Genomic DNA, 12,747 nt, shown 5'->3' on the forward strand with positions numbered 1-12,747 from the left:
TTTAGCTCTCCGCCTGCTGAAGCTTGCTTGCCTGATCCTCTACAATCAGGGCGTCAATCACTTCATCAAGCTTGCCTTCAAGAATTTGGTCGAGCTTTTGGATCGTAAGGCCGATCCTGTGGTCTGTGACGCGGTTTTGCGGAAAGTTATACGTACGGATGCGCTCTGAACGGTCTCCCGTACCGACTGCCGATTTCCGGTTCTGATCATATTCGGCCTGGGCTTCCTGCTGAAACTTGTCATATATCCGCGCGCGCAAAACCTTCATCGCTTTTTCCTTGTTTTTAATCTGCGATTTCTCGTCCTGGCACGAAACGACAACACCCGTCGGCAAGTGTGTGAGGCGGACGGCGGACATCGTCGTGTTTACGCTTTGTCCTCCCGGGCCGCTTGAGGCGAAGGTATCGACGCGAATATCTTTCTCGTGGATTTCAACTTCGACTTCCTCCGCTTCCGGCAGACAGGCAACCGTTGCCGTTGACGTATGGATGCGGCCTCCTGATTCTGTTTCAGGTACACGCTGCACCCGGTGAGCGCCGTTCTCGTATTTCAGTCTTGAGTATGCTCCGTTACCATTGATCATAAAGATAATCTCTTTATAGCCGCCTGTTCCGGTCGTATTGGCTTCCATGACTTCGGTTTTCCAGCCTTGCAGCTCAGCATAACGGGTGTACATCCGGTAAAGGTTTCCGGCAAATAATGCCGCTTCCTCACCGCCGGCCGCACCGCGGATTTCCATGATGACGTTTTTGTCATCGTTCGGGTCTTTCGGAATAAGCAAGACCTTCAGCTGGTCTGTCAAAGTTTCGATTTCTTCCTGAAGCTCTGAGATCTCCTCTTTTACCATATCGCGCATTTCCGGATCAAGCTTTTCCTCAAGCATCGCTTTCGCATCATTCAGCTGTTCTGATGCGCTGCGATAACGTCTATATACCTCAACTGTTTCCTGCAGATCGGATTGCTCTTTTGAATATTCTCTAAGCTTCTTCGGATCGTTTACGACCTCCGGATCGCTTAACAGTTCATTTAATTTTTCATAACGATCTTCTATCGATTTTAAACGGTCTAACACGCTCTTCACCTCTGTTTGCTGTGCGTAACATTCTAATTATAGTATAGGGACTCTTCCCAGTCAAAACAACCTGGCAAAAGATAGGCTCCTCCCCCTCCGCTTTGTTATACTTTAAGAAAAAAGGAGCTTATCACATGCTGAAATCGATACACCATACCGCCATCATATGCTCGGATTATGAAACTTCCAAAGCATTTTATGTCGACAAGCTTGGCCTTGAGATCATCGCTGAGACCTATAGAGAAGACCGGGATTCGTACAAACTCGATCTCGCATTGAACGGCCGGTATATCATTGAACTGTTCTCATTTCCAAACCCGCCCGAACGTGTAACACGCCCTGAAGCAGCCGGGCTCCGCCATTTGGCTTTTGCAGTGGACGATCTTGACCAAACCGTCAGCGAGCTGGGCCAAAAAGGCATTTCGGCTGAACCGATCCGCACAGATCCCGGTACCGGAAAACGGTTCACGTTTTTCTCCGATCCCGACGGCCTGCCTCTGGAATTGTATGAAGCCTAGCACATTCCGCGGCAATCCTTGAGAAAAACCGATTTCTTTGCCGAATCCCTTCTTCTTTTGTCTAACGGGAAGGAAGCTTCCCATTCAGGTCGAATACCCCTGTTAGATGAAAAAGCCACAGGTTAAAAAGGAGGAATGACCATGAATACTACGGATGCGGCAAATAAACTCGGTGTTTCAACAAAAACGATTCAGCGCTGGGTCAAACAGCTGAATTTGCCAGCCTCACGGAATGAGCTTGGCCATTATTTCTTTTCGAATGATGATATTGCCGTTTTAGAGGATGTAAAAGAACAGCTGAAAAACGGAACGCCGATGCAGGATGTCATCGTCAAGCGGCCAACAACATCCTTCTTGATCAACAAGAATGACAGCGTTCAGCCGAAAGAGCCTGAACACCTCAGCGACATCTTTGAAGAAAAGCTGCAGCGCTTTTTGCAGCATGAACAGTTTGAACGGGAATTGCTTCAGAAAAAAATCGCAGAACTGGAAAGGAAGCTTGAGCAAAAAGCGGATGATGTCGTCTCTTATCAGCTTCTTCAGCAAAGACGCGAACTCGAAGAAGAGAGGCAGCAAATCAAAACACTCGAACAAAAAATTCGCGAATTGGAAAGCAGCAGCATCGAAAAAGAACTGCCTCCCCGAAGAGAAGACAAACCGAAAAGAAGATTCAAATCGATCTTTTCCTTTTAAGCGCAAAAAAAGCTTGCAAGTCCCAAACCAGACTTGCAAGCTTTTTTCTTATGCGGTAATTGCGATTAAGATCGGCAGCGAAATAATGGACAGCACCGCACTGATCACAAATGCAGACGCTGTTTCAGCTTCCTGGCTTTCAAAGTTTGTAGCGATCATCGCAGCCACGGCAGAACCAGGGAATGCGACAAGAAGCACTGCTTTTGTCATGTCGGCAGAAGATAAGCCGAAAATCATGGCGATCACAAACATTAACGCAGGCTGTGCAGCAACCTTTAACAAGGCGATGCTCAACGCAGGCACACTGAATTTGATATTGCGGATACCGACTGTTACACCGACTGCGAACAGAGCGATACCAGATGTTGTGTCTCCGAGCATATCGAGCATTTTCTGCGGCAATTCAGGAATTTGCAGACCTAATAGCACAAGAATGATACTTGCGAGCGGTGCAAAAGCCAACGGCTCAGACAAACCGTGCAAAATGGATTTTCCTGTCACTTTCCAAATGCTCTCATTGTTGTTTTCATCTTGTTTTTTAGATGAACGTCCTACAGTACCTACAATAATTGCCAAAGGATCGAGCATCGCATTGACGACGATTCCTGTAATCGCGATCGGAATCGCGACTTCCTGCATCCCGAACAAGCTTCCCAAAACCGGAATTCCCATAAAAGCAAATGTCGGCTGGGCAGAGTTTAACGAAAACATTGACGCATCCGTTAAATCGTATTTAAATAAAAATCTCAAAATAAGTAATATAATGACGTAAAAACCGACGATTCCGACAATCAGTGAAATCATCAACGGAATTTGGCTATAAAATTTATCTTTCGGCGTAGACAAGATGCTTGAAACAAAGTGAGCGGGAAGCGCATATTTCGTAACGAGCGTACTTACCCCTTTTGCTGATTTCGCATCATAACTTCCAAAATGACCGGCAAACCATCCCAGCGCAATAACAAAAAATATTGGCGCAAGGAGGATTAAAATATTTAAAAAGCTCAAAGCTGTTTCCTCCTCTATGTTGTCCCATTGGATCAGGACTTGGTAATTAACGGCGGCCGGACAGCATTCGGACCGCCGATCCCTCTTTTACAGGATATCGTGACAGCAGAATATCCGCCGATCCTGAAGTTACAGATCTTGATCGCGGCGCTTGGACAGGACGTCCAAGCTTTCAGCCGCGAAACATATTTTTATCCTTTCCTTAGCGGAAAATATTAGTCACGTTTTGCGACAATCGTTTTATACTCAGGACGCCACATTGCATCGCGCACTGCTTGTTCAATATCGTCCGGCTGAACCCGGGCCACTCCGTCTTTCATAGCTGCTTTTACCACATCTATTGCAACTTGAATGGACACATCTTGAAGATCATCAATTTTCGGAAGCAGCCCCGCACCAGGTTTCTCATTATCAACCATTTTTGCAACTGCATTTGCGGATGCCGCAAACATTCCATTGGTGATCACTTTCGCTTTTGCAACGATCGTTCCAAGCCCCAGTCCAGGGAAAACAAAAGCATTGTTTGATTGTCCAATTTCATGCGACACACCGTTGTAAGTGACTGGTTCAAACGGGCTGCCTGTTGCGATCAATGCTTTTCCGTCAGTCCATTTGAACAGATCTTCCGGAACAGCTTCAGCAAGCGGTGTAGGGTTTGACATCGGCAAAATAACCGGACGCTCTGTGTGTGCCGCCATTTCTTTTACAATTTCCTCTGTGAAGGCTCCCGCCACACCAGATGTACCAATTAAAATGGTTGGCTTCACTTGGCGAACAACTTCTTCGAACGAAATTTCGCCTTTATCATTGCGTTTCCAATCTTTCACTTCGTCTGTCGTGCGCAAGTACGGCTCTTGGAAGTCGCGGATATCATCCATACCCTCGATTAACAGTCCTCTGTAATCGACTGTCCAGAACGCCTGATTGGCTTCTTCGGCAGACAGTCCTTCAAGAACCATCGTGTCACGGATTTGATCAGCAATTCCGATGCCGGCAGATCCCGGTCCGAAGATGACAACGCGGTGCTCTTTTAATGATGTTCCAGTTCTTTTAACAGCCGCTAAAATGGCCGCCAGCGTAATCGCTCCTGTTCCTTGGATATCATCATTAAATGTCGCAATTTTATCATTATATTTACCCATAATATTGCGGGCGTTTTTATTTCCGAAATCCTCCCAGTGCAGAAGCGCATTAGGGAAATATTTCAATGCTGTATTCACATAAGCGTCGATGAATTCATCATAACGTTCGCCTTGTACACGTGGATGACGGTTTCCGATGTACAATGGATCGTTGAGAAGCTTTTCATTATTCGTTCCGACATCAAGCACAACCGGAATCACGCGGTTCGGATCAATTCCCGCCGCGGCCGTGTAAACAGCAAGCTTACCAATCGCAATATTGATGCCTCCGACACCCCAGTCGCCGATTCCGAGAATGCTTTCAGAGTCAGTGGCAACGATTAAATCAATGTCATCAGCTGAAGCTTTAAGATTTTTAAACGCTGTGTCAATTCCGGCAATATCATCGATAGATAAGTAGACGCCATGCGGTCTGCGATATTCATGGCTGTATTCCTGAATCGCTTCCCCGACAGTCGGTGTATAAACAACCGGCAGCATTTCACGAAGGTGATTTTGTAATAATTTATAAAAAAGCACTTCATTCCGGTTTTGAAGATCGTTTAAGTATACGTTTTGGCGAAGGCGGTCAGGCTGTGCTGAAAACTGTTCATATGCACGTTCTGCCTGTTGATCAAGACTAAGTACTGTTGGCGGCAGCAGACCTTCAAGACCGAGATCTCTTCTCTCTTCAAGAGTAAAGGCCACCCCTTTATTTAACGCAGGAATCGATAATACGTCTTTTCCTCTTAAAGAAGTCTCTAAATATCCTTCCTTCGTTTTTTTCATGTTATTCACACTAATTACCTTCTTTCTTAAAATGTTAATAAGGTGAAATAATTACAATGAGCTAGTGAGGCATTTGTCACACATTTGGATTTGTCAATTTTGAACGCGCGTTTTTGACAATAATCTGAACAATACCTAAAACCTATTTACATTTTTTCTGACTACAGTAAGTCATTTTATGCCTGCTTTTGTCATAATTCAAGCGATGAAAATTAGATAATTTTTTCGTATCCTTAAATAAGTTTTTTAATTACAATTATTCACACAAAAAGAATTCAATAAAAAAAACACTTGTTATTACCAAGTGTTTTTCCACGATATTTTTTTATCAAACATATGACGGACAATCAATGTTCCTTTACCTTTATTCCGGCTTTCCCGGCACTTCATGGTGGTGGCGGCAGCGCGGTTCGTACGCTTCAGATGCGCCCACCAAAATGACCGGATCATGGTATGAGGCCGGTTTTCCATTGATCAGCCGCTGGGTCCTGCTTGCGGGGGAACCGCAGACAGAACATACCGCTTGCAGTTTGGTCACCGTTTCCGCCAATGCCATCAAATCCGGTACTACACCGAAGGGCTCTCCGCGAAAGTCTTGATCAAGTCCGGCGGCAATGACGCGGTAACCTTGATCTGCCAGAGCGGTTAAAGTATCGATAATCGTTTCATCAAAAAATTGCACTTCATCAACGCCGATCACATCCGTTTTTTCACTGATGTGTTCAAATATTTCTTTTGGAGACGTAATCGAGTGGCATACAATGGCTGTCCCATTATGAGACACAATGGAATCGTCGCTGTAGCGATTATCGATCGCAGGCTTAAACACTTTCACTTCCTGCTTTGCAAATGTCGCTCTTTTGACCCGGCGGATCAGCTCTTCCGATTTACCTGAAAACATGCTTCCGCATATGAGTTCAAGCCAGCCGCTTTGCTTCATGATGTACATTGTCTTTAACCCCTCTCCAGCGATTTATGGCACGTAAAAAACAGGCAAGAAAACATTCCTGCCTGTTGATAATATCTATTATTACTTAAGACCGTATTTTTTGTTAAAGCGATCAACACGACCATCGGCAGAAGCGAATTTCTGACGGCCAGTGTAGAACGGATGGCATTCAGAACAAATCTCAACGCGTACCTCTTCTTTTACTGAACCTGTTTCAAATTCGTTTCCACAAGCGCATTTCACAGTTGCTCTTTTGAAATTAGGATGAATTCCTGCTTTCATTTCTGTCATCTCCTTCCGCCCTGAATCCCATTCGGAAACAGAGTTATTATTCCGGACAAAATCTCCGGAACGCACATGATAGAATTATAACAGCGATCTGGACGTTTTGCAAACTAAAGTTTCTACTAGCGTCTGGCCGCCGACATATTAGATTGCTTCCATTCCTGAATCAGCATATCGAAGAATTCCTGGTTTGTTTTGGTCTTTTTCATTTTTCTCATGAATTTCTCTACAAAGTCCGGTGTGTCGGACATTGTTTTGCGAATGGACCACAGGCGGTCAAGGTGTTCTTTCGGAACAAGAAGCTCTTCTTTACGCGTACCCGAACGGCGGATATCAATGGCAGGGAAAATTCTTCTTTCCGCAAGAGAACGGTCAAGGTGGAGCTCCATGTTTCCGGTTCCTTTAAACTCTTCATAAATGACATCATCCATGCGCGATCCTGTGTCCACAAGCGCAGTCGCCAATATTGTCAGGCTTCCGCCCTCTTCAATGTTCCGCGCCGCTCCAAAGAACCGCTTCGGACGGTGGAACGCTCCAGGGTCTATCCCCCCTGACAAAGTTCTGCCGCTTGGCGGAATGACTAAGTTGTAGGCCCGGGCCAGCCTTGTGATGCTGTCCATTAGAATGATGACGTCTTTTTTATGCTCGACGAGCCTCATGGCACGCTCCAACACAAGCTCGGCCACCTTAATATGGTTTTCAGGCACTTCATCAAAAGTCGAGCTGACGACATCTCCGGCCACTGAACGTTCGATATCTGTGACTTCCTCAGGCCGTTCATCAATCAGCAGGACGATCAGCTCTGCCTCAGGATGATTCGTCGTGATGCTGTTCGCAATTTCCTTCAAGAGAATGGTTTTACCCGCTTTAGGCGGCGCCACAATCAATCCGCGCTGTCCAAAGCCGACCGGCGCCATCATGTCCATGATTCTCGTCGACAGATGATTAGGCTTCGTTTCCAGCACCATCTGGCGATCAGGATAAAGAGGCGTTAGAGCCGGGAAATGCACGCGTTCTTTGGCTGATTCGGGATCATCCCCATTGACAGCTTCAACATGGAGAAGACCGTAGTACCGCTCGTTTTCTTTTGGAGGCCGGACCTTTCCCGACACTTTGTCGCCGTTTCTCAAATCAAAGCGGCGGATTTGAGAAGCGGAAATATAGATATCTTCTGAGCTTGGCGAATAATTAATCGGCCTCAGAAAACCAAAACCTTCCGATTGGATTATCTCCAGAACGCCTTCCATAAACAAAAGATCTTCCTGTTCGGCATTGGCTTTCAAAATGGCGAAAATCAGTTCCTTTTTTGTCAGTTTGCTGTAATACGAGATTTTGTAATGTCTCGCCAGCTCATACAGCTCTTTTAATTTCATATTTTCTAAAGATGAAATGGATACATCTTTCACTAAGAACACCACGCTTTTCTAATCATATAAATTTGCTTTTTGTCCCATAACATTTAACAGAGACGCTTTTATTGATACAGCCGATGTCAGCTTCTATCGGCAACGCTTCCACCCATATATATCGACGAATTGAAAAGGATTATAAGTATGAGTCGAGAAAGAAGCGAGGACTTAACAAGAGAAGATTATCGCATATCATGTTGATGCGGCAGGAATTTCGGCTCTCCCTTCCAGAACAGGGAGGCCCGGAAAAAATTTCGCAGCACTCTTTATTTTTACCTTATTTGACGATCATATTCAACTTCATTTGTGTTTTGACATAAAATTGATAGAGATGACTCTGTTTTGAAAACGAAGCATGCCCGCTCATGAGGCACGGTAAGAAGCATCAAGCCGCCTGCAATTGTACCAGAATGCTTTCATCCGTTCAATTCATACGGCGAATACAGGGGAAAAGCGGGTCGTCAATGATTCCCCGCTTTTTCTTTCCTTTAAGGCCGAATGACCAGGTTAGGCTTTTTCTTTAGGCTGTGTCTGCCGTCGACAAACCGGACAGTTCCGGATTTGGCTCTCATGACGACGCTGTGCGTTGTTCCAACAGATCCTTTAAATTGGACGCCTTTCAGCAGCTCTCCGTCTGTCACGCCTGTCGCAGCAAAAATCGCGTCGTCGCCTTTGACGAGATCCTCCATGCGCAGCACTTTAGACGTATCAAGGCCCATTTTTTCACATCGTTTCAGCTCTTCTTCATTTTGCGGAAGCAGCTTGCCGTGGATTTCTCCTCCAAGGGCTTTCAGGGCCACTGCAGATAAAACGCCTTCCGGGGCTCCTCCCGAACCGAATAAAATGTCAACACCCGTATGATCAAAAGCGGTGTTGATCGCGCCGGCTACATCACCGTCGTTGATCAGCTTAATTCTCGCGCCGGCTTCCCGGAGTTCGTGAATGATCTTTTCGTGGCGCGGACGGTTCAAAATGGTTGCCACGACATCTTCAACATCTTTATTTTTGGCTTTTGCCACGGCCTTCAAGTTATCAATAACCGGCGCCTCAATATCGATGCAGCCGACTGCTTCAGGGCCAACAGCGATTTTATCCATGTACATGTCGGGCGCGTTCAAAAGGTTTCCGTGATCCGCAACTGCGATAACGGCTAGGGCATTCCAGCCGCCGCTCGCTACGATGTTCGTTCCTTCAAGCGGATCGACCGCCACGTCTACACGGGGACCGTAGCCGTTCCCAAGCTTTTCTCCAATATAAAGCATAGGGGCCTCATCCATTTCGCCTTCACCGATAACGACTGTCCCCTTCATCGGAATGGTGTCAAACACATCCCTCATGGCACTTGTCGCCGCGTCATCGGCTTCGTCTTTTTTTCCCCTTCCCATCCAGCGCGCCGACTTAAGCGCAGCCGCTTCTGTTACACGTACAAGTTCCATTGATAAGCTTCTTTCCATTCCTATCTGATCTCCTCTCACCAATCTAGAATCGGTTTTTGTATGTCATGTAACTGCCTTCCATCCGTCAGGAATTCTGGAGCTGCTCGATTTCTTGATCCGTCAATTTTTCGCGCCAGACAGTCGCTCCAAGGTTTGTCAGCTTTTCCTCAAGCTTGCTGTATCCCCTGTCAAGGTGTTCAAGACCGGTAATCTCGGTGATTCCGTCCGCCATCAGACCGGCGACGACGAGACAGGCTCCGGCTCTAAGATCGCTCGCTTTCACCTTTGCGCCTTGAAGGGAAACTGGGCCGGTAATGATCGCCGACCTTCCTTCAACCTTCATTGACGCACCCATCCGCCTGAGCTCGTCAATATGTTTAAAGCGCGCGGAGTAAATGGTGTCAGTCACGACGCTCGTCCCGTTCGCCTTTGTCAGCAGCGATGTCATCGGCTGCTGCAGATCGGTCGGAAACCCCGGATATACAAGCGTTTTAAGGTCGACCGGTTTCAGCTCCTTCTGTCCGCCGATCATTAAAATTTGTTCGCTGCTTTCTTCGATGTGAACCCCCATCTCGCGCAGCTTGGCTATTAATGATTCCAAATGTGGCGGTATCACGTTATCGATCAGCACTTCTTTCCCCATGGAAGCAGCCGCAATCATAAATGTTCCGGCTTCAATCCGGTCCGGGATAATCGAGTGTCTGCAGCCGTGAAGGGATTCAACCCCTTCGATGCGGATCACATCTGTTCCGGCTCCTTTGATTTTTGCCCCCATGCTCGTTAAAAGGGTGGCGACATCGATAATTTCCGGTTCTTTCGCAGCATTTTCAATCACGGTTCTGCCTTTGGCGAGCACAGCGGCCAGCATGATGTTGATCGTTGCTCCAACACTGACGACATCAAGATAAATTCTTGCGCCCTTTAATTCTTCCGCACGCAAATAAATCGCACCTTGTTCATTCGTCACTTCGGCTCCCAGCGCCTCAAAACCTTTGATATGCTGGTCAATCGGCCTTGGACCGAGGTGGCAGCCGCCCGGCAGCCCAATGACCGCTTTTTTAAAACGGCCGAGCATCGCTCCCATTAAATAATAAGAAGCCCGAAGCTGTTTCACTTTTCCATTCGGCAAAGGCATGCTGATCATCGGCGCAGGATCAACGACCATTTCCCCCTTTTCAAAATGAACATGCCCGCCGATTTCCCTCAGCAGATCGCGAAGCGTCAGGATATCCGATATATCAGGAAGGCCTTCAAGGGTAACCGTCGAATCAGCCAAAATCGTCGCAGGTATGAGGGCGACAGCACTGTTTTTGGCTCCGCTTATATGTACTGTTCCATTCAGAGGATCGCCGCCGGCTATATTTAACTTTTCCATGATCGTCTCCTTCCTTAAAGAAGATAGCTAATGGAGCATGTAGTGAGATTTTATCCAGACCCAAAATAAATGGTTCTTTTCAAAATCTATCCAATTAAAAGAGAAAGAATACAACACATTTAAAAATTTATTAGGAAGAAATAGCGAGGCTGGATGCGGCAAGGTTGTCTTCTGCAAAACGTGATTTTCTCTTTGCAAGACAAAATGGTGACAAACGGAGGGATTCCTCCACTTGCCACTCACTCTGAAGCCTCAGGCTTTATTTATTCCAGTCAGCTAAAAACTGTTCGATTCCTTTATCAGTCAGCGGGTGTTTTGTCAGCTGGTAAATGACTTTCAGCGGCATTGTGCCGATATGTGCGCCTCGTAGTGCAGCTTCAGTCACGTGCTGCGGATGACGGATCGATGCGGCAATAATCTGCGTATCCAAACCGTGCACATCAAAGATTTGTTTGACTTCGCTGATCAGATCGAGGCCGTTATGCCCGATGTCATCCAGCCGTCCCAAGAATGGAGAGACATAAGTAGCGCCCGCCCTGGCCGCCAAAAGCGCCTGGTTTGCGCTGAAAATCAGCGTTACGTTTGTTTTGATGCCCAGATCGGTCAGCGCTTTAACAGCTTTTAGGCCATCCGGTGTCATCGGAATTTTGACCGTGATGTTCGGTGCTATTTTCGCAAGCTCTTTTCCTTCTTCAATCATCTCTTCCGCCTTCAGGGAAATAACCTCGGCGCTGACAGACCCTGATACCACTTCGGTAATTTCACGCAGACGGTCATGGAACGAAATGTTTTCTTTTGCTACCAGGCTGGGATTTGTCGTAACTCCCGCAAGCACGCCGAGAGAATGAGCCTCTTTAATTTCGTCTAAATTTGCAGTATCAATAAAAAACAGCATATTGATAAAACCTCCTGTCATGAAAATGTCTGAACTGTGGAACATGTTTGCGCTTTCCGGATGATAAGGATAAAACCGCCTGTCGCTATCAGGCGGCTTTTGACTGAATGGGAAAGAACGGCCTCATGTGAAACAGCGCTCCCCCAAAAACATCCCGCTCCCCGCGGAAATTGCAGGGAAACAGGCGTTTTTTAAGATGTCATTATGCTTTGTTTGAAGAACCAAATTCACGCATTTTGCCAATAACCGTTTCTTTAATAGCTTCACGTGCTGGTCCGAGATATTTACGCGGATCGTATTCTTCCGGTTTTGCAGCAAGCGTTTCGCGAACAGCTTTCGCAGAAGCGATTTGGTTTTCTGTGTTTACGTTGATTTTTGCCGTACCTAAAGAAATAGCTTTCTTAATGTCGGCAGTCGGAATTCCTGTTCCGCCGTGAAGTACGAGCGGAAGACCAGTTGTATTTCCGATTTCTTCCATTTCTTTGAATCCAAGGTTTGGCTCGCCTTTGTAAGGGCCGTGAACAGAACCCAATGCAGGTGCAAGGCAGTCGATGCCTGTGCGCTCCACAAGCTCTTTACATTCTTTTGGATCTGCATAGATGACGCCGTCTGCTACAACATCGTCTTCCTGTCCGCCGACAGTTCCGAGCTCAGCTTCAACTGAAACGCCGTGGAAATGAGCAAGCTCAACCACTTTTGAAGTTGTCGCAACGTTCTCTTCGAAAGGATGGTGGGAAGCATCGATCATAACTGAAGTGAATCCCGCATGGATCGCTTTGGCGCAAGACTCGAAGCTTGAACCGTGGTCTAAATGGATCGCAACAGGAACAGTGATCTTATATTCCTCCATCAGCGCTTTAACCATTGCAACGACGGTTTTGAAACCGCCCATGTAGCGTCCCGCACCTTCTGATACACCAAGGATGACAGGAGATTTTTCTTCTTCAGCAGCTTGTAAAATCGCCTGAGTGAACTCAAGGTTATTTAAGTTAAATTGTCCGACAGCATATCCGTTTTCTTTTGCTTTATTCAACATTTCCGTCATTGATACTAAAGGCATGTCGAAAGTCCTCCTTATGTAGCCTGATTTGCTTTTTGCGAAAAAAGCCTCCACACCTACCTAGCATGACCAGAAAAACCTGCCATATGTAAAATGTTTTGTTCATTAAACGTTAGATAGCTTTTCTCTACTTATAT

12 protein-coding genes are annotated in these 12,747 nt (G+C 46.4%); 2 read left to right on the forward strand and 10 right to left on the reverse strand.

Annotated elements, in window-relative coordinates:
* Nucleotide 1 precedes the first annotated feature (1 nt).
* Nucleotides 2-1,072 carry a peptide chain release factor 1 gene (prfA, locus tag BTR1S_RS00885; protein WP_006639429.1) on the reverse strand — a complete coding sequence of 357 codons (1,071 nt, stop codon included), beginning with the start codon at nt 1,070-1,072 and terminating at the stop codon, nt 2-4.
* 134 nt (nt 1,073-1,206) lie between these two features.
* Between prfA and gloA2 the strand changes: the two genes are divergently transcribed.
* Both gloA2 and racA read left to right on the forward strand, forming a co-directional pair.
* A complete protein-coding gene (gene gloA2 / locus BTR1S_RS00890; protein WP_006639430.1) occupies nt 1,207-1,590 on the forward strand; it encodes an SMU1112c/YaeR family gloxylase I-like metalloprotein in 384 nt (127 codons plus the stop codon).
* A gap of 141 nt (nt 1,591-1,731) precedes the next feature.
* Nucleotides 1,732-2,283 (forward strand): chromosome-anchoring protein RacA, encoded by a 552-nt coding sequence (gene racA, locus BTR1S_RS00895; RefSeq protein ID WP_029419644.1) that lies wholly within the window; start codon nt 1,732-1,734, stop codon nt 2,281-2,283.
* A gap of 48 nt (nt 2,284-2,331) precedes the next feature.
* Here the strand turns inward: racA and BTR1S_RS00900 are convergent, their stop codons facing one another.
* The 9 genes from BTR1S_RS00900 to BTR1S_RS00945 all read right to left on the reverse strand — a co-directional run bounded on the left by BTR1S_RS00900 (nt 2,332) and on the right by BTR1S_RS00945 (nt 12,610).
* Nucleotides 2,332-3,291 carry an AEC family transporter gene (locus tag BTR1S_RS00900; protein ID WP_006639432.1) on the reverse strand — a complete coding sequence of 320 codons (960 nt, stop codon included), beginning with the start codon at nt 3,289-3,291 and terminating at the stop codon, nt 2,332-2,334.
* A 215-nt stretch (nt 3,292-3,506) separates the two neighbouring features.
* Nucleotides 3,507-5,210: an oxaloacetate-decarboxylating malate dehydrogenase gene (gene malS / locus BTR1S_RS00910; RefSeq protein WP_006639433.1), complete on the reverse strand. Its 1,704-nt coding sequence runs from the start codon at nt 5,208-5,210 to the stop codon at nt 3,507-3,509.
* Nucleotides 5,211-5,565: 355 nt separating this feature from the next.
* Nucleotides 5,566-6,150, reverse strand: coding sequence for a thymidine kinase (locus tag BTR1S_RS00915; protein WP_006639434.1), 585 nt, complete (start codon nt 6,148-6,150; stop codon nt 5,566-5,568).
* Between the two features lie 81 nt (nt 6,151-6,231).
* Nucleotides 6,232-6,432 (reverse strand): 50S ribosomal protein L31, encoded by a 201-nt coding sequence (rpmE, locus tag BTR1S_RS00920; RefSeq protein ID WP_006639435.1) that lies wholly within the window; start codon nt 6,430-6,432, stop codon nt 6,232-6,234.
* A gap of 125 nt (nt 6,433-6,557) precedes the next feature.
* Complete coding sequence (gene rho / locus BTR1S_RS00925; protein WP_006639436.1) at nt 6,558-7,841, reverse strand: transcription termination factor Rho; 1,284 nt, start codon at nt 7,839-7,841, stop codon at nt 6,558-6,560.
* 491 nt (nt 7,842-8,332) lie between these two features.
* Nucleotides 8,333-9,298: a class II fructose-bisphosphatase gene (glpX, locus tag BTR1S_RS00930; protein WP_006639437.1), complete on the reverse strand. Its 966-nt coding sequence runs from the start codon at nt 9,296-9,298 to the stop codon at nt 8,333-8,335.
* Between the two features lie 67 nt (nt 9,299-9,365).
* On the reverse strand, nt 9,366-10,655 hold the full coding sequence (murA, locus tag BTR1S_RS00935) for a UDP-N-acetylglucosamine 1-carboxyvinyltransferase (RefSeq protein ID WP_006639438.1): 1,290 nt from the start codon (nt 10,653-10,655) through the stop codon (nt 9,366-9,368).
* Between the two features lie 259 nt (nt 10,656-10,914).
* Complete coding sequence (fsa, locus tag BTR1S_RS00940) at nt 10,915-11,550, reverse strand: fructose-6-phosphate aldolase (RefSeq protein WP_006639439.1); 636 nt, start codon at nt 11,548-11,550, stop codon at nt 10,915-10,917.
* A 202-nt stretch (nt 11,551-11,752) separates the two neighbouring features.
* A complete protein-coding gene (locus BTR1S_RS00945; RefSeq protein WP_006639440.1) occupies nt 11,753-12,610 on the reverse strand; it encodes a class II fructose-bisphosphate aldolase in 858 nt (285 codons plus the stop codon).
* Nucleotides 12,611-12,747 lie beyond the last annotated feature (137 nt).

The sequence above is a fragment of the Bacillus sonorensis NBRC 101234 = KCTC 13918 genome (genome assembly GCF_001592005.1).
Classification (GTDB): Bacteria; Bacillota; Bacilli; order Bacillales; family Bacillaceae; genus Bacillus; species Bacillus sonorensis.